The sequence below is a fragment of the Sporichthya sp. genome (assembly GCF_013815995.1).
Classification (GTDB): Bacteria; Actinomycetota; Actinomycetes; order Sporichthyales; family Sporichthyaceae; genus Sporichthya.
Genome location: NZ_JACDFE010000090.1, coordinates 1 through 15,974, shown reverse-complemented (window position 1 = coordinate 15,974; position 15,974 = coordinate 1). Strand labels below are relative to the sequence as shown.

The 15,974-nt window shown below is 69.8% G+C and carries 19 protein-coding genes and 2 pseudogenes; 18 read left to right on the top strand and 3 right to left on the bottom strand.

All coding sequences use genetic code 11. The features are described from left to right. The 12 genes and pseudogenes from H0X00_RS11810 to H0X00_RS11755 form a co-directional block, all read left to right on the top strand. Nucleotides 1-433: pseudogene (locus tag H0X00_RS11810) on the top strand (3-ketoacyl-CoA thiolase); the annotation flags it as partial. A 3-nt stretch (nt 434-436) separates the two neighbouring features. Continuing rightward, nucleotides 437-1,594, top strand: coding sequence for a hypothetical protein (locus H0X00_RS11805; RefSeq protein WP_293770182.1), 1,158 nt, complete (start codon nt 437-439; stop codon nt 1,592-1,594). 31 nt (nt 1,595-1,625) lie between these two features. Next, the gene (locus H0X00_RS11800) at nt 1,626-2,579 is read left to right on the top strand and encodes a Zn-ribbon domain-containing OB-fold protein (RefSeq protein ID WP_293770179.1); all 954 of its coding nucleotides are present in this window, start codon (nt 1,626-1,628) and stop codon (nt 2,577-2,579) included. Then, nucleotides 2,576-3,364 (top strand): enoyl-CoA hydratase-related protein, encoded by a 789-nt coding sequence (locus tag H0X00_RS11795; protein ID WP_293770177.1) that lies wholly within the window; start codon nt 2,576-2,578, stop codon nt 3,362-3,364. The genes H0X00_RS11800 and H0X00_RS11795 overlap by 4 nt, the downstream gene beginning before the upstream one ends. A gap of 111 nt (nt 3,365-3,475) precedes the next feature. After that, entirely contained in the window at nt 3,476-4,537 is a 1,062-nt protein-coding gene (locus H0X00_RS11790) for an LLM class flavin-dependent oxidoreductase (protein ID WP_293770175.1), read from the top strand. Between the two features lie 76 nt (nt 4,538-4,613). Beyond that, complete coding sequence (locus H0X00_RS11785) at nt 4,614-5,447, top strand: mycofactocin-coupled SDR family oxidoreductase (RefSeq protein WP_293770172.1); 834 nt, start codon at nt 4,614-4,616, stop codon at nt 5,445-5,447. Continuing rightward, a pseudogene (locus H0X00_RS11780) lies at nt 5,425-6,398 on the top strand (biotin carboxylase N-terminal domain-containing protein); the annotation flags it as partial. The gene H0X00_RS11785 and the pseudogene H0X00_RS11780, both read left to right, overlap by 23 nt. Nucleotides 6,399-6,539: 141 nt before the next feature. Next, on the top strand, nt 6,540-6,839 hold the full coding sequence (locus tag H0X00_RS23830; protein WP_367186565.1) for a hypothetical protein: 300 nt from the start codon (nt 6,540-6,542) through the stop codon (nt 6,837-6,839). Continuing rightward, nucleotides 6,836-8,353 (top strand): hypothetical protein, encoded by a 1,518-nt coding sequence (locus H0X00_RS11770; RefSeq protein ID WP_293770167.1) that lies wholly within the window; start codon nt 6,836-6,838, stop codon nt 8,351-8,353. Before H0X00_RS23830 ends, H0X00_RS11770 begins: the two co-directional genes overlap by 4 nt. Before the next feature lie 87 nt (nt 8,354-8,440). Continuing rightward, entirely contained in the window at nt 8,441-8,662 is a 222-nt protein-coding gene (locus H0X00_RS11765; protein ID WP_293770164.1) for a ferredoxin, read from the top strand. Nucleotides 8,663-8,689: 27 nt separating this feature from the next. Beyond that, a complete protein-coding gene (locus H0X00_RS11760; RefSeq protein ID WP_293770161.1) occupies nt 8,690-9,925 on the top strand; it encodes a cytochrome P450 in 1,236 nt (411 codons plus the stop codon). A gap of 49 nt (nt 9,926-9,974) precedes the next feature. Further along, nucleotides 9,975-11,174, top strand: coding sequence for an FAD-dependent oxidoreductase (locus H0X00_RS11755; RefSeq protein WP_293770158.1), 1,200 nt, complete (start codon nt 9,975-9,977; stop codon nt 11,172-11,174). Here H0X00_RS11755 and H0X00_RS11750 read toward each other — a convergent pair. Continuing rightward, complete coding sequence (locus tag H0X00_RS11750; protein WP_293770156.1) at nt 11,095-11,763, bottom strand: TetR/AcrR family transcriptional regulator; 669 nt, start codon at nt 11,761-11,763, stop codon at nt 11,095-11,097. The genes H0X00_RS11755 and H0X00_RS11750 overlap by 80 nt on opposite strands. Nucleotides 11,764-11,812: 49 nt before the next feature. Here H0X00_RS11750 and H0X00_RS11745 point away from each other — a divergent pair, with 49 nt between their 5' ends. From H0X00_RS11745 to H0X00_RS11720, 6 genes are read left to right on the top strand one after another with little or no spacing between them, the layout of a single operon-like run. Then, a complete protein-coding gene (locus H0X00_RS11745) occupies nt 11,813-12,649 on the top strand; it encodes a cyclase family protein (RefSeq protein WP_293770154.1) in 837 nt (278 codons plus the stop codon). Then, a complete protein-coding gene (locus H0X00_RS11740) occupies nt 12,646-13,575 on the top strand; it encodes a cyclase family protein (RefSeq protein ID WP_293770152.1) in 930 nt (309 codons plus the stop codon). Before H0X00_RS11745 ends, H0X00_RS11740 begins: the two co-directional genes overlap by 4 nt. 31 nt (nt 13,576-13,606) lie before the next feature. Next, nucleotides 13,607-13,924, top strand: coding sequence for a helix-turn-helix transcriptional regulator (locus tag H0X00_RS11735; RefSeq protein ID WP_293770150.1), 318 nt, complete (start codon nt 13,607-13,609; stop codon nt 13,922-13,924). Continuing rightward, nucleotides 13,921-14,451 (top strand): hypothetical protein, encoded by a 531-nt coding sequence (locus tag H0X00_RS11730; RefSeq protein WP_293770148.1) that lies wholly within the window; start codon nt 13,921-13,923, stop codon nt 14,449-14,451. Before H0X00_RS11735 ends, H0X00_RS11730 begins: the two co-directional genes overlap by 4 nt. Continuing rightward, nucleotides 14,448-15,008, top strand: coding sequence for an AMP-binding protein (locus tag H0X00_RS11725; RefSeq protein WP_293770146.1), 561 nt, complete (start codon nt 14,448-14,450; stop codon nt 15,006-15,008). The genes H0X00_RS11730 and H0X00_RS11725 overlap by 4 nt, the downstream gene beginning before the upstream one ends. Further along, entirely contained in the window at nt 15,005-15,343 is a 339-nt protein-coding gene (locus tag H0X00_RS11720; protein WP_293770144.1) for a hypothetical protein, read from the top strand. The genes H0X00_RS11725 and H0X00_RS11720 overlap by 4 nt, the downstream gene beginning before the upstream one ends. 14 nt (nt 15,344-15,357) lie before the next feature. On the opposite strand, the gene H0X00_RS11715 is transcribed toward H0X00_RS11720, so the two are convergent. Next, nucleotides 15,358-15,663, bottom strand: coding sequence for an EthD family reductase (locus H0X00_RS11715; protein ID WP_293770142.1), 306 nt, complete (start codon nt 15,661-15,663; stop codon nt 15,358-15,360). Nucleotides 15,664-15,726: 63 nt separating this feature from the next. Beyond that, on the bottom strand, nt 15,727-15,974 hold a 248-nt coding region (locus tag H0X00_RS11710; protein WP_293770139.1), incomplete at its 5' end, for a response regulator transcription factor.

Genomic DNA, 15,974 nt, shown 5'->3' with positions numbered 1-15,974 from the left:
GCCGCACACCTTCTCCGCGCGGGTCCCCGGCGAGCTGACCGCAGCCACCGCCGCCGCGAAGCGCGCCTACGCGCGGGCCGGCATCACCAACCCGGCCGAGCTGGGCCTGGCCGAGGTCAGCGCCGGGTCCGCCGCGGCCGAGTTGATGGTCCTCGAAGCCCTGGGTCTCGCCGAGCCGGGCAAGGCCGTGCAGCTCTACGGCGCCGGCTCCGGGATCGCGATCAATCCCTCCGGCGGCGCTCTTCCGGCCGACCCGATCATGGCCACCGGCCTGGTCCGGCTCGCCGAAGCCGTGGAGCAACTGAGCGGCCGGGTCGATCGCAGCGAAGCCATCGGCAGTGCTGCCGGAGTGGGTCGGCTTTCCACCGCGGTCGTCCATGGTTCGGGTGGGCTTGCCATGCAGAACCACTGCGTTTTCACCCTGGAGGTCTGAGCGATGGGCCGTTCTGTTGCTGTGGTCGGCTGCGGTCAGACCAACCACTCCCGTCGCCGTACCGACGTCACCCAGGTCGGGCTCGCCCGCGAGGCCGCGCAGCGCGCGCTCGCCGACGCCGACCTGACGATGGAGGACATCGACTCGGTCATCATTGCCACCGGCCCCGTGCTGTTCGCGGCGGTCAACCAGCCCGACAAGTGGATCGTCGACGCGCTCGGTGCGCAGGGCAAGCCGGTCGTGCGGGTGACCAGTGGCGGTGGCACCGGCCTGGCCGGCGCGCTGGCCGGGGTCAACCAGATCGCCGCCGGCACACACGAGCGGGTCCTGGTCGTCGCCTACGACAAGCTCTCCGAAGGCGCCCTGCAGTACTCGATCTCCACGCTCTACGACCCGTTCTGGGGCCGGGAGTTCGCGGTCGGGATCATGGGCTTCTCCGCCTCCTACTGGCGCTCGCGGATCAAGCCCCTCGGGCACACCGAGGAGGCCGCGGCGATGGTCGCGGTGAAGAACCGCAAGAACGCGATGCTCAACCCGTACGCGCACGTGAAGAAGGAGGTCAGCGTCGACGACGTCATGAACTCCCGGTACCTGTGCTCGCCGATCAAGCTGCTGGACGTCCCGCCGATCTCCGACGGTGCCTGCGCCGTGGTGCTCTCGAGCGAGTCCGCCGCGAAGAACTCCCCGGACCCGGCGTGGATCCGCGGCATGGCCTACATGGCCGAGGCCGAGAACGCGATCCGCCGCTCGATGCGCCAGTCCGAGCCGCTGACCCTGGCTGCGGCCAAGGTCTACAAGCAGGCCGGCATCACCAACCCGCGCCGGCAGTGCGATGTGGTCGAGGTGCAGGAGCCCTACACCTGCTTCGAGCTCTCGTACTACGAGGGCCTCGGGCTGACCCGCGAAGGCGGGGCGGCCGAACTGATCGCCTCCGGGGCCACCCAGATCGACGGCGACATCCCGGTGAACCCCTCCGGCGGTTGCGCGGGGGCCAACCCGATCGGCGCCGCCGCGCTCATCCGCCTCGCCGAGGTCGTCCAGCAGGTGCGTGGCCGGGCCGGGGACCACCAGATCCCGGGCGCCAAGGTCGGGCTGTGCCAGGCCGGTGGCGGCTGGGCCAACCTGCGCGGCGTTTCGGTCGTCTCCGCCCAAAAGAACTAGTACTGCAGAACTGAGGGAGAGTCACAAAGCCATGGGACTTCTGGTCGATTACGACGAGCCGCAGATGATGGCGGCCACGCTGACCATGCCGTACACGCTGACCACCGGGCCGGCGGCCGGCACCTTCCTGGCCGAACTCGCGAACAACCGCATCGTGGGCACGCGCATCGTGTCCACCGGCCGGGTGATCGTGCCGCCGGAGGACTACCCGGGCGGGATGAGTGACGTCGAGACCGAGTTCGTCGAGGTGCCGCAGACCGGCGCCGTCACGACGTTCACCCGCACCGTCAACGGTGTGGTCGCGCTGATCCGCCTCGACGGGGCCGACACCGATCTGCTGCACCGCGTGGTGGGCGACACCGCCGGCCTCGCGGCCGGCGACCGGGTCGCGGCGAGCTGGCACACCGGTTCCGTCGACGAGCTGGCCTCGCCGTTCCTGCAGCTCGCGGGCTTCGCGGCGACGGCGGACGGGACGACCGGCGAGGTCACCCCGCTCAGCGGCCCGGCCGAGGCCATCGCCGAACTGCCGTACTCGATGAAGCTGGACTACGAGCACTCGTACGGCCCGTACTACGGCCGGATGTTCGACGAGCTCGCCTCGGCGCGGCGCATCGTCGGTAGCAAGTGCCCGAAGTGCCTGAACGTCCTGGTCCCCGCGCGGGGCAACTGCGACGCGTGCTTCGTTCCGACCGGTCAGCTCATGGACGTCGCCGACACCGGCACCATCCTCGGCTTCTCGGTCATCCACCTGGAGTTCCTCGGACAGAAGCGCAAGCCGCCGTACGTCTACGCCGAGATCAACCTCGACGGCACCGCGACCCGGCTGATCCACAACGTCGGCGGATTCGACATCACCAAGGCCGAGGAGCTGCTCGACATCGGCAGCCGGGTACGCGCGGTCTGGAAGGACGTCTCGCCCGGCAGCGGAACCCTCGACGACATCGAGTACTTCGAGCCGATCGACCTGCCAAGCTCGGGCGCATGACGAGCTACCAGCGCCTGGAGTACACGGTCGCCGCCGCGGTCGCCACCATCACGCTCACCCGGGTCGAGGCTCGCAACTCGATGGACATGGTGCTCAAGGGTGAGCTCGCCGAGGTCATCGAGCGCGCGGCGACCGATCAGGCCGTGCGCGCGGTCGTGGTCACCGGGAGCGGCAATGCGTTCTGCGCCGGCGGCGACGTCTCGGAGATGGATCTCAACACCGACCCGGTGACCAGCCGCGCCCGGCTGCGGACGCTGCTCCAGACCGTCTACCTCCCGCTGGCCGAGATGGAAAAGCCGACCATCGCGGCCGTGAACGGGCACTGCTACGGTTCCGGGCTGAGTCTGATGATGGCCTGCGACCTGGTCGTGGCCGCCGATGACGCACTGTTCTCCTGCGCGTTCGTGAAGGTCGGGCTGCTGCCGGACTGCGGCGCGATGTACTTCCTGCCGCGGCGGCTGCCGATGAACGTGGCCAAGGAACTGATCTTCACCGGCCGCCGGTTCGACGCCGCCGAGGGCAAGGAGCTCGGGCTGGTGAACCGGGTGGTGCCGGCCGCCGACCTGGCCAAGCACGTGGGTGAGCTGGCCGCGGAACTCGCGGCCGGCCCGACCGTCGCGCTGGGGATGGCCAAGACCCTGCTGGAGCGCTCCCTGCTCCTCGGCCCGCGCGACTTCGCCGAGCTCGAGGCGCTGGCGATGGGCACGATCTTCAGCACCGAGGACCACCTTGCCGCCCGCAAGGCCTTCGCGAGCAAGTCAACCCCGGAGTTCAAAGGCCGCTGAGCCGGCCCCCCATCCGACACACAGCAAAACCGAGTAGCGGCTACCCGTGTCCCGGCCACACCGCCGCGATGAACTGACCTCACGCATCCGTGGCCAGCCAGGAGTTGACCGATGAAGTTCGCGATGTTCCAGACCCCGTTCATGCGGCCCACGCGTTCGCCGCGCGAGGTATTCGACTGGGCAGTCCAGCAGGCCATCACGTGCGACCAGGCGGGCTTCTCCGAGTACTGGATCGGCGAGCACGCGACGATGACCTACGAGTCGATCCCGAACCCCGAGCTCGTCATCTCGGCGTGCGCCCGCGAGACGGACCAGCTCGTGATGGCCCCCGGCGCGCACCTGCTGCCGTACCACAACGCCGCCTCGCTGGCCGTGCAGGTCGCGTGGATGACTCATCTGCTCAAGGGCCGCTACATCCTCGGTGTCGGCGCAGGCGCGTACCCCACGGACGGGGCGGTCCGGGGCTTTAAGGACCTGTCGAAGAACCACAAGATGGTCTTCGAGTCGCTGGAGATCATGCAGCGCGTCTGGAAGAACGAGCCCTTCCACTTCGAGGGCGAGTACTTCACCGCGGGCGTCCCGGAGGGCGACCCCTCGCACCCCCTGCGCGACCTGCGCCCCTACGGCGGCACGGTCGACATCGCGATGGCCGGCCTCTCGCCGAACTCCCCGTCGCTGACCTTTGCCGGCAAGAACGGCTGGATCCCGCTCTCGGTCTACGCCGGTGAGGCTGCGATCGCCGGGCACTGGGACACCTACTCGGCCGCGGCGGCCGAGAACGGCCACGCCGTGGACCGCAGCGTCCTGCGCGTCGTGCGCGACATCATCGTCGCGGACACCGACGCCGAGGCCCGCGACCTCGCGGTGAACGGCGGCGTGGGCGACGCCTGGGGCAACTACCTGATGCCGGTCTACAAGCAGTTCGGCCTCCTCGAGGCGATGCTGCCCGGCGTCGACATGAACGACGTCGACATCGACACCCTGGTCGAGAAGGTCTGGATCGTCGGCTCGCCCGACACCGTGGCCGAGAAGCTCCAGGGCGTGCTCGAGCGCACTGGCGGCTGGGGCACCACGCTGGTCTACAGCCACGACTACAGCGATGCGCCCGAGGCGTGGAACCACTCCCTCGAGTTGCTGACCAAGGAAGTTGCCCCCAAGCTTGCTGCCCTCTAAACCGGCGTTGCGTCAGCGAAACCGGCTGTTATAGCGACCGCTCTCGCTGACGCAACGAACACGAAAGGTGGATCTGATGGGACGTGTCGAGGGCAAGGTCGCCTTCATCACCGGTGCGGCTCGGGGCCAGGGGCGCGCGCACGCGCTGCGGCTGGCCGAGGAGGGCGCGGACATCATCGCGATCGACGCCTGCGCGTCGATGGACCCGGTGCAGTACGCGATGCCGGACCCGGCCGAGCTGGACAGCCTGGCCAAGGAGATCGAGGCGCTCGACCGCCGGGTGTTCACCCGGATCGCGGACGTGCGTGACGGTGCGGCCATCGAGGCGGCGGCCAAGGACGGCGTCGAAGCCCTCGGCGGCCGCCTCGACATCGTGCTCGCCAATGCGGGCGTCTGGGCGGTCTCGGTGGACGAGCCGACCGACCCGGCGGTGCGCCGTGCGGTCTGGAAGACGACGCTGGACATCAACACCACCGGCGTCTGGAACACGGTCGAGGCCTGCATCCCGCTGATGATCGCGGCGGGCAACGGCGGCGCGATCGTGTTCACCAACTCGATCCAGGGCCTGCGCTACGCGTCCAACCACGACATCTCGCTGACGGCCTACACCGCGTCCAAGCACGCGCTGGTCGGCCTGCTGCGGTGCACGGCGCGGGACTACGCGGAGCACTCGATCCGGGTGAACTCGGTGCACCCCACCGGCGTCCTCACCGGGATGATCAACCACGAGATCATGGGCGCCTACGCCGAGAAGCACCCGCGCCTGGGCGAGGTCATGGGCAACATCCTCCCGACCCCGCTGGTGGACCTCGCCGACATCACCGAAGCCGTGCTCTACCTGGTCTCGGACTCGGGCCGCTACATCACCGGCGTCACGCTGCCGGTCGATGCCGGCGCTCTGCTCAAGTAGCCATTTCGATAAGGGGTGTCACCCCCTATCGAAATCAGAGAGGTGGGCCATGCGCAGCGTGCTGATCGCCAATCGCGGCGAGATCGCGGTGCGCGTGGCCCGAGCTTGTTTCGACGAGGGGCTGCACTGCGTGCTGGCCGCCTCCGAGGCCGACAAGGACTCGCTCGCGGCCAAGCTGGTCGACCGGGTCGTGCTGATCGGGCCCGCTCCGGCGGCGGAGAGCTACCTCTCGGTGGAACGGATCGTCGCGGCCGCGCTGCACGCCGGCTGCGACGCCATCCACCCCGGCTACGGGTTCCTCTCCGAGCGGCCGGAACTTCCCGAAGCCTGCGCGGAGAACGGCATCACCTTCATCGGCCCGCCCGGCGAGGTGATGCGGCGCTCCGGCGACAAGCTGGCGGCGCGTGACCTCGCCGCCGGCCTCGGCATTCCGACCGGCGGCGGCACCGATGCCCTGCCCGACGGACCCGCCGCGGAGAAGGCCGCGGCCGACCTCGACGACTTTCCGCTGATCATGAAGGCCTCCGCCGGTGGCGGCGGCCGGGGCATGCGGATCGTCCGCGAACCAGCCGAGGTCGGCCCGGCGTTCGACTCCGCCTCCGAGGAGGCCCTGCGCGCGTTCGGCGACGGCCGGGTCTACCTCGAGCGCTACGTCGAGAACGCGCGGCACGTCGAGGTGCAGATCCTGGCCGACACCCACGGCACCGTGGTGCACCTCGGCGAGCGGGACTGCTCCACGCAGCGCGGCACCAGAAGCTCATCGAGGAGGCGCCGGCGGCCGGCTTGGACGGCTCACTCGTCCAAGGCATCCGCGCCTCCGCGGTGCAGCTGTGCCAGGAACTCGGCTATGTCGGCGCCGGCACCGTCGAGTTCCTGGTCGACCTCGACCGCGGCAACTTCGTCTTCCTCGAACTCAACGCGCGCGTGCAGGTCGAGCACCCGGTCTCGGAGTTCGTGACCGGCATCGACATCGTGCGCGCCCAGCTGCGGATCGCGGCGGGGGAGCCGCTGGGCTTCGCCCAGGACGACGTGCGGGTCACCGGCCACAGCATCGAGTGCCGGATCAATGCCGAGGACCCCGCGAACAACTTCATGCCCAGCCCGGGCCGCATCACCGAGTGGGTGCTGCCCACGGGAGCCGGCATCCGGGTGGATACCCACGTCCAGCCGGGCACCGAGATCTCGCCGTACTACGACTCGATGATCGCGAAGCTGATCGTCCACGCCCCGGACCGGGCGAGCGCGATCGCGCTGCTGGACCGCGCGCTGGCCAAGGCCCGCATCGGCGGGGTCGCGAGCACCGTGCCGCTGGTCCGTTCGATCCTCGCCGACCCCGCGTTCGCCGCCGGTCCGGTCACCACCCGCTGGCTGGAGCAGGAGTTCCTGGCATGACGCACATCGACTTCGTCGACCAGACCCTGCGTGACGGCCAGCAGTCGCTGTGGGGCATGAAGATGCGGGCCTACGAGGCCGCGGACGCGCTGCCGCACCTGGACCGCACCGGCTTCAAGGTCATCGACCTGACCGGCGCCGGCATGTTCACCGTCCTGCTGCGCAGCTTCGCCGACGACCCGTGGGCGACCACGGACTTCCTGGTGAAGAACCTGCCGAACAACACCATCCGGTCCGGGTTGCGCACGATCAGCGTGATCGGCTTCGCGCACACCCCCGAGGTGATCATCGACCTCTGGGTCAAGACCATGATCAAGCACCGGGTGACCAGCTTCTGGCTCTACGACTGCCTGTTCGACCTGCCGACGATGCACCGGCTGGTGGAGGTGGTCCGCAAGGAGGGCGGCATCCCGGTGCCGGCCATCATGTACGGCCTGACCGGTGTGCACGACGACGCCTTCTTTGCCCGTCAGGCCGCCGAGATGGCCACCTGGGAGGGCGTCGAGTCCATCTACCTCGAGGACGCCGCCGGGGTACTCAAGCCCGAGCGCGCGGCCACCCTGCTGCCGGCGATCCGGGCGGCCACCGGGACCATCCCGCTCGAGCTGCACTGCCACAACACCACCGGGCTGGCGCAGCTGAACTACATCGAGGGCCTCAAGGCCGGTTTCGAGATCCTGCACACCTGCTCGCGCCCGATGGCCAACGGACCGTCACTTCCCTCGACCGAGGGCATGCTGCCGATCCTGGCCGAGCTCGGGTTCACGCACTCGCTCGACGTCGACGCGATGCCGCCGGTGGCCGAGAACTTCGTCCGGATGGCCGCCGAGGGCGGCTACGAGACCGGGGTGCAGGCCGAGTACGACCCGCGGATCTACCACCACCAGCTCCCCGGCGGGATGACCGGGACGCTCAAGGCGCAGCTGACGCAGCACAAGATGATGGACCGGCTGCCCGAGGTGCTGGAGGCGATCCCCCAGGTTCGCGAGGAGCTGGGCCAGCCGATCATGGCCACCCCGTTCTCCCAGTTCGTCGGCATCCAGGCCGTGCTGAACGTGGTCACCGGGGACCGCTACGCGATGGTCCCGGACGAGGTCATCCACTACACGCTCGGCCACTACGGACCGCTGCCCAAGGACGTGGACCCGGCCGTCAAGGACCGCATCCTGTCCTCGCCCCGGGCCGCCGAGATCGCCCGCTGGGTCCGCCCCGACCCGACCCTGGCCGAGATCCGCTCCAAGTTCGCCGCCGGCATCTCCGACGAGGAACTGCTGCTGCGCTTCATGTGCTCGGATGAGGAGGTTGACGCGATGCAGGCCAAGGGCCCCATCCGCACCGACCCCCGCCGCTCCGCCAACCACATCGTGCGGGAGCTCGCGGACCTGATCGCGGAGAAGCGCCAGGTCACGAGCCTGGCCGTGACGACGCCGGGGTTCTCCCTGAGCCTCGGCCGCAACTGCGCGACAGGGTTGCGACGTGGGAGGCGTCCGAAGGCACCCCTGGCGGTCACCTGAGTAGCAACCCTGTCGCTCAGTTGCGCGGCCAACCCGGGTACCGACTACTCCTGCCCGCCACCACCGCCGCGGTGTGGCATGGACCTCATGAGGCTTGAGGTCGACTGGGACGTCTGTGTGGGGCACGGCCAGTGCTACCTGCGGGCGCCGCAGCTGTTCGAGCCGAACCCTGACGACGACTGGGGCAAGCCCGACGTGCTCGTGCCGGACGTCGACCCGGCCGACGAAGCGCAGGTCGCTGCGGCCCGCAAGTCCCTCCAGCTCTGTCCCGAGTTCGCCATCACCCTCGACGGCGTATCCGGCCGCTGAGCCACGCCCTGACAGGAAGGTCCGCCCGTGACTGCCATCGCCGAGAACCCGTCGCTGCTGGAGCCGTTCTCCGCCGACGACTTGGAGAACCCCGACCACTACAACACCCCGCTCGGCCCGGACGGGACCGCGATGCGGTTCTACGAGGCGCTGCGGGACAAGGCGGAGAAGACTCCGATCTGGTGGGGCAACAAGCACGGCGGCGCGTGGAACATCGTCAGTTACGAGGCCATCGCCGAGATCATGGGCAACCCGGCCGCGTTCTCCAACAAGGGCGTGACGCTGCCGCGCTACGACACCGGTGACTTCGAGCTGATGCTCGCCGCCCAGGACGCGCCCAAGCACAAGAAGTACCGCGACCTGATCGCGCCGACCTTCTCCCCGGGCAGGACCAAGGACTTCCGCGACCAGCTCGCCAAGACCGTCAACGACCTGATCGACGAGAAGATCGCCGACGGCAGGGCCGACGTCGCGACCTGGCTGGCCGATGAGATCCCCGGCCGCCTCACCGCGATCCTGCTCGGCATCCCGCCGGAGAACGGTCTGATCTACCGTGAGTGGACCGACGCGATCACCAAGTACTTCGGGACGGAGAAGGGGGCCGAGAGCTTCGGCGAGCTGCTCGCCTACGCCGGCGACCTGATCAAGGAGCGCCAGGCGAACCCCGGCGACGACCTGATGTCGATGGTCGCGAGCGCCGAGGTCGACGGGGAGAAGCTCTCCTACGAGGACCTGATCGGCTTCTTCGTCGTGCTGCTGCTCGGCGGCATCCACAACACCGCCCGGTTCCTGTCCTCGGCGTACTGGCGGCTCTCGTGGGACGTGGAGCTGCGCCGGAACCTGATGGAGAATCCGGCCGGGCTCCCGGTCGCGGTCGACGAGATGATCCGCTTCTACACCCCGGCCACGATCGGCCGGCTGTGCACGCAGGACACCACGGTATGCGGTGTGGACATCAAGTCCGGCCAGATGGTCTACATGTGGCTCCCCGCCGCCAATCGGGACCGCAGCGTCTTCCCGTACCCGGACACCCTGATCCGGGACCGCACCCCGAACCGGCACCTCTCCCTCGGCGTGGGCATCCACCGCTGCATCGGAGCGCACCTGGTGAGGGTCGAGACCACCGTGGCGATCACCGAGTTCCTCAAGCGGATCCCGGAGTTCTGGCCCGATCCGGAGGCCAAGCCGGAGTGGCAGTGCGGTCAGGTGGCCGGCTTCATTCACGTGCCGATCGTGTTCCCGCCCGGTCAGCCGCTCGCGTAGCTGCCGCCGAGGCGTTGAACGAACGTTTGTTCGTCAGTAGGGTGACGCCATGTCAACCGTAGAACTCGGGCATGTCGTGGTGGTCGGCGGCGGCTTGGCTGCCGCCCGCAGCTGCGAGCAGTTGCGCGAGCAGGGGCACGCCGGCCGGATCACGCTGATTGCGGCCGAGGCGCACCTGCCCTACGACCGCCCGCCGCTGTCCAAGGACGTGCTGCTCGGGGAGCTTGACGCCACCACGCTGCGGGTGGACTACGAGGCGCTGAAGATCGACGTCCGGCAACGGGTGCGCGCGACGGGGCTGCGCCCGACCGAGCGTGTGCTGGTCACCGATGGCGGCGAGATCCCGTACGACGGCGCGATCCTGGCCACCGGCGCGAACCCGATCCGGATGCCGGGCGAGGGGGAGCAGCTCACTCTGCGCACTCTGGACGACGCCCTGACGCTGCGTCAGCGGCTGGTGCCCGGAGCGCGGGTCGTGGTGATCGGCGCCAGCTGGATCGGGGCCGAGGTGGCCACCGCCGCGCGGACCCGCGGTTGCCAGGTGACCTGCGTCGAGCTGGACGCCCTGCCGCTGGCCAGGCTGATGGGCGACGACGTCGGCAAACGCATCGTGAGCTGGTGGGACGGCATCGACCTGCGCCTCGGCACCGCGGTCGCCGCCGTGGAATCCGGCGGGGTCCAGCTGGCCGATGGCACCCTGCTGCCCGCCGACGTCGTGGTGACCGGCGTCGGCGTGCGGCCGGCCACGGCCTGGCTGGAGGGCAGCGGCCTCGAGCTCGACCGCGGCGTGGTCACCGACGAGTGGCTGCGCGCGGCGCCGGGCATCGTCGCGGTCGGCGACCTGGCCGCCTGGTGGTCCCGGCGCTACGACACCCGGATGCGCGTCGAGCACTGGGACGACGCCTCCGGCGGTCCGGGCGTCGCGGTCGCGGCCCTGCTCGCCCCCGGCCTCGGCGAGACCCCGCCGCACGACCCGGTGCCCTACTTCTGGAGCGACCAGCTCGGCCACAAGCTGCAGTACGTCGGCCGGCACACCGAGTCCGACCAGCTGATCTGGCGGGAACGGGAGAACGGGTCGTGGACCGCGTTGTGGCTGGCGCCGGACGGCAAGCTGGCGGCAGCGCTGATCGCGGACCTGCCGCGGGAGAACGCTCAGGCCCAGATGGCGATCATGCGCGGGCTCGTCCTCGACCCGACGTCGCTGGCCGACCCGGCCGTGCCGCTGACGAAGGCGGTTCGGCCTGAGTGAGCGTGCGCATCGACATCGCCGTGAACTCACGGGCGATGTGCTCCGGCGCGTAGGCGCCGCCGGGCCGGTACCAGCTCGGCAGGCTGTTCAGGGCGCCGAGCAGGAAGAACGAGGCGAGCTTGAGATCGAGGTCGGCCCGCAACCCGCCGGCGCCCTTGGCCTCGGCGAGCAGCTCGCGCAGGTAATGCTCGTACTCCCGCATCTGCACCCGCATCTCGCCCCGGTTCTCACCGGTGAGGTGATGCTGCTGATTGAAGTAGACGCTGACCCGCTCCGGGTGCGCGAGGTACCAGAGGTAGGTCCTCTCCAGGTAGCTCTGCAGGCGCTCGAGCGGAGCAACGTCGAGCTCGCTGATCTCGGTCATCAGCTCCCGCGTCTGCTCGTGGGACTCCTGCAGGATCCGGAAGAGCAGGTCCTCCTTGGAGGAGATGTAGTGGTACAGGCTGCCCTTGAGAACCCCGACCACGTCGGCCACGTCCTGGATCGTGGAGGCGGCGTAGCCCTTCTCGTAGAAGACCTTGATCGCGGCCTCGACGACCTCGTGCTCGCGATTGCGCCGGTCGACCGGTCGGCGCTTCTCCTTGGCCATGGTGCTCAGGTTACAGTCAACCAACCGCTTGTTAGGCAGGGTGAGTGAGATGACCTCGACCTGGTCCGGTGGATTCCACGAGGCCATCATCCCCTGGCCGGCCGCGGGTACCTCGCGCATCTACGACCTCGCGGTCCGCCTGGAGCCCGGGATGCCGCGTCACCCGTACCACCCGGCCTTCGGCTTCGTGCTGGCCAAACAACACGGCGAGGGCATGTACCCGGACGGCGTCTCCTCCGCGATGGAGATGATCGTGACGGGGGGTCACGTCGGCACCCACGTCGACGCGCTCGGGCACATCGCCAAGGACGGCTACATCCACGGCGGACACGCGATCGCCGGGTTGCAGTCGGCCACCGGCGGCCTGGAGGCGGGCAGTGTCGAGGAGATGCCGCCGCTGATCGGCGCCGGGCACCTGGTCGACGCTGAGGAGATCTACGGCCGCGAGCTCGTCCCGGCCGACGGCATCACCGCCGAGCACCTGACGGCCTGGTTCGCCGGCCGCGACGAGCCGGGAGCGGGGTCGGTGGTGCTGGTCCGCACCGGCTGGATGAAGAAGTGGCCGGACTACAACACCTACCTGCCGATCACCGCCGGCGTCCCCGGGGTGACCCTCGACGGGGCGAAGTGGCTGTCCTCGCGGGGCGTGCTCGCGGTCGGCGCGGACACCCACATGTTCGAGCACAAGCCTTCGATCTCGCAGGTCTCGCTGAGCGTGCATGCGCACCTGCTGGTCGAGGCGGGAGTGCCGATCATGGAGAGCCTGAACCTGGAGCCGGCGGCCGCCGACGGGGTGCGCGACTTCCTGTTCGTCGCGCTGCCGCTGCGGGTCCGCGGCGGCACGGGTTCACCCCTGCGCCCGGTCGCGATCGTCAGCCCGTCATGAGCGTTCCCCGCTACGGCGACCTGCCGGTGATCGAGGCGCTGGGCCTCCCGCACGCCTGGGACGTGTGGGGGCGCGAGGACAATCTCGGCACCCTCAACCACCTGACCTCCGCGCGGGTGGCCGCGGCTGCGGCGGAGATCGCGACCGGGCAGCGCTTCGCGCTCTCGCTGCCCTCGGACCTGATCGACCCGCCGCTGTTCGGGCGCAAGCCGATGACCCGGGACGTGTTCGCCGGCAGCCGCAACGAGTGGGACGAGCGCTTCGACTCGGTCTACCCGCAGGCCGCCTCGCAGTGGGACGGGCTGTTGCACGTGCGCGCTCGCGAGCACGGGTTCTGGACCGGCTACACCGGGGATCCGCCCGACGCCGGCGGCCGGCTCGGCATCGAACACTGGTCGCACGGGATCACCGGCCGTGGGGTCCTGCTGGACATCGACGCCCTGCGCCGCGCGCGCGACGACTGGGACCCGCTGACCCCGGAGATCGTCACCGCGGCCGACCTGCGGGAGGCGGCCGCGGTGCAGGGTGTCGAGGTCCGCGCCGGCGACATCCTCTGCCTGCGTTACGGCTGGGGCGCGGCCTACCGCGGGCTGGATGCCGCCGGGAGGATCGCGATGGCGGACACGCCGACCTTCGCCGGGCTGGAGGGTTCGGCCGAGGTCGCCGAGCAACTCTGGAACTGGAACATCGCGGCGGTCGCCGCGGACAACCCAGCCATCGAGCGAGCACCCGGCGATCCCGCGGTGGGCAGCCTGCACCGGCGGCTGCTGCCCTTGCTGGGCTTCGCCCTGGGGGAACTCTTCGACCTCGACGACCTCGCCGCGGCGTGCCGGGCCGACGGTCGGTGGTCGTTCTTCCTGGTGGGCGTCCCGCACCGGGTCCCCGGCTCCGTCGCTTCGGCCGCCAACGCGGTCGCTCTACGTTGAGATTGGTGTCCGATCGGATACCATCACGGGTATGGATGTCGGCGAACTCATCACCCGCTGTAGGCACGAGAGCCGGCTGACCTTGCGTGCTCTAGCTGAGAAGTCCGGCACCTCCCACTCCACTTTGTCGGCATACGAGAACGGTCGGAAGTCGCCGTCGTTGGCGACGCTCCAGCGGATCCTCGACGCCGCCGGGTACGACCTCGTGGTGGACGTCCGCCGGCAACCCCTGGAGCTGGATCCCGACAAGCGCGGCCGGGAGATCGTCGAGCTGCTCGAGTTGGGCCAGCTCTTCCCCGCCACCCACAACCCCACCCTGGAGGCCCCGGTCTTCGCACGACGCCGATGATCGACAAGATCCTGGCGTTGCACAGGGCGCTGCGGGCGGCGAAGATTCCGCACGCGTTCGGCGGAGCGCTGGCGCTGGCCTGGTGCGTCCGGGATCCCCGAACCACGGCCGATATCGACCTGAACATCTTCCTCACCCCGGACCGAATCGACGAGGCGCTCGCTGTCCTGCCTTCCGAGGTTGTCTGGTCCGAGACCGAGCTGCGACTGCTCAAGAGAGACGGCCAAGCTCGATTGCAGTGGGACGACACTCCCGTCGACCTGTTCTTCAGTGTCGATGACTTTCACGAAGGTGTCAGTGCGCGCTACCGGGAGCACCCCATCGGGGGCGAGGTTGTTCCGTTCCTCGCCTGCAGTGACCTCGCGGTGTTCAAAGCCTTCTTCGATCGCGACAAGGACTGGGTCGACCTCGCCACCATGTCCGATGCGGGCACCATCGACCCGGCAGCGCTCACCGCGACGATCGCGTACTACCTGGGCGCGGACGATCCGCGCTTGGCCAAGATCCGCAGGCTGCCGCGACAGTGAGGAACCAAGGGGCGTCCTTCGTCGGGATCGGACGGTACGTCAGTTCCTGGGCGCGTACGCAGCCGGACGCACCGGCGCTGGAAACCGCGGCCGGAGCGGTGCGGACCTACGCCGAGCTGGACCGCCGTAGCTCGCGCCTCGCGCACGCGTTGCTCGCGCAGGGCTGCGCGCCGGGCGACCGGGTCGGGATCTGGCTCGGCAACGGCCTGGAGTACCTCGACGTCTACCTGGCCTGCGCCAAGGCCGGGCTGGTCGTCGTGCCGGTCAACGCCCGCTTCACTCCCGCCGAGGCCGACTTCGTGCTCGGGGACTCCGACGCGCGGGCCCTCGTGTACTGCTCCGAGATCGCCGAGCAGGTAGCGGCCCTGCACCATCGGCCGTTGCTGGTCGCCTCCGATGACCTGCCCGGGCTCGCTGCCCAGGCGTCGGCCAGTTGTGGGTGCGCTCGCCCTCGCTGTTCCGCGGCTACTGGCGCAATCCGCCGGAGACCGCGGCCGCGCTGGTCGACGGCTGGTTCAACACCGGCGACCTCGGCACGGTCGGCGGCGGCGCGGTGACCGTGCTGGACCGGCGCGCGGACCTGATCAACTCCGGCGGCATGAACGTGTACCCGAGCGAGGTCGAGCGCGTGCTGCTCGAGTCCGGGCTGGTGCGCGAGTGCGCCGTCGTCGCGGCGCCGCACGAGCGGTGGGGCCAGGTACCGGTCGCGTTCGTGGTGTCCGAGGCCTCGGACATCGCGGTCAAGCTCGAGGCTTATCTGACGGCCCGTCTGGCCGACTACAAGCGCCCGCGACGGATCGTGCGCTTGGACGCGCTCCCGCGCAATGCGGGCAGCAAGATCGAACGCCGCCTGCTCGCGGAGCAGGCGGCGCTCGGTGGTGCACAGGTCTAGCTCAGTCGGGCGGATCAGTCGACGGTGGAGATGAACACGTTGGCGCCACCGGTCGCGAAGTTCGCGATGTCGGCGACGGTGGCCTGGCCCTCGGGCGAGCCGAGCGTCTTCTGCATGTCGGCTTCGCTGTCCCACCAGATCTCAGCAGTCCGGTAGACGTCCGACGGCGTGCCGTCGGGGCTGCCGACGACCTTGCACAGCTCGAGGTTGGTGAAGCCGGCCATCGTGGCGGCCAGCGGGAGGTGGGTCTCGGTGTAGTACTTCTCGAACGCCTCGGGGTCGGTCGGCTGGCCGTACTGGACGTTGACCTTGATCGCCATGGGGAAGCTCCTGAAGTTTCGGGACGACGGAACGCCGCCCACGCTATCGCCGCCAGGTTGCGGTCAGCTCTCCGGATCACTCCGGGGATTCGGGGACCCCTGCATCATCGCCATCGCGGCGCTCAGCTCCGCGCGGCTGGAGATCCCGAGCTTGCCGTAGACGTGCTGCAGCCGGTTCTCGATGGTGCGCACCGAGACCACGAGGTCCTCGGCGATCTGCTTGTTGGAGCGGCCCGAGGCGGCCAGCTGCGCGGCCTCCCACTCGGCTGCGGTGAGGCGGGCGCGGGCCTCGCCGCCGCGCAGGGCCGGGG

Coding starts and splice junctions, on each gene's coding strand:
- H0X00_RS11770 (WP_293770167.1), top strand. CDS start 6,836: ATGACGCACATCGACTTCGTCGACCAGACCCTGCGTGACGGCCAGCAG.
- H0X00_RS11730 (WP_293770148.1), top strand. CDS start 13,921: ATGATCGACAAGATCCTGGCGTTGCACAGGGCGCTGCGGGCGGCGAAG.
- H0X00_RS11805 (WP_293770182.1), top strand. CDS start 437: ATGGGCCGTTCTGTTGCTGTGGTCGGCTGCGGTCAGACCAACCACTCC.
- H0X00_RS11795 (WP_293770177.1), top strand. CDS start 2,576: ATGACGAGCTACCAGCGCCTGGAGTACACGGTCGCCGCCGCGGTCGCC.
- H0X00_RS11790 (WP_293770175.1), top strand. CDS start 3,476: ATGAAGTTCGCGATGTTCCAGACCCCGTTCATGCGGCCCACGCGTTCG.
- H0X00_RS11785 (WP_293770172.1), top strand. CDS start 4,614: ATGGGACGTGTCGAGGGCAAGGTCGCCTTCATCACCGGTGCGGCTCGG.
- H0X00_RS11735 (WP_293770150.1), top strand. CDS start 13,607: ATGGATGTCGGCGAACTCATCACCCGCTGTAGGCACGAGAGCCGGCTG.
- H0X00_RS11715 (WP_293770142.1), bottom strand. CDS start 15,663: ATGGCGATCAAGGTCAACGTCCAGTACGGCCAGCCGACCGACCCCGAG.
- H0X00_RS11755 (WP_293770158.1), top strand. CDS start 9,975: ATGTCAACCGTAGAACTCGGGCATGTCGTGGTGGTCGGCGGCGGCTTG.
- H0X00_RS11745 (WP_293770154.1), top strand. CDS start 11,813: ATGACCTCGACCTGGTCCGGTGGATTCCACGAGGCCATCATCCCCTGG.
- H0X00_RS11750 (WP_293770156.1), bottom strand. CDS start 11,763: ATGGCCAAGGAGAAGCGCCGACCGGTCGACCGGCGCAATCGCGAGCAC.
- H0X00_RS11800 (WP_293770179.1), top strand. CDS start 1,626: ATGGGACTTCTGGTCGATTACGACGAGCCGCAGATGATGGCGGCCACG.
- H0X00_RS23830 (WP_367186565.1), top strand. CDS start 6,540: ATGCCCAGCCCGGGCCGCATCACCGAGTGGGTGCTGCCCACGGGAGCC.
- H0X00_RS11740 (WP_293770152.1), top strand. CDS start 12,646: ATGAGCGTTCCCCGCTACGGCGACCTGCCGGTGATCGAGGCGCTGGGC.
- H0X00_RS11765 (WP_293770164.1), top strand. CDS start 8,441: ATGAGGCTTGAGGTCGACTGGGACGTCTGTGTGGGGCACGGCCAGTGC.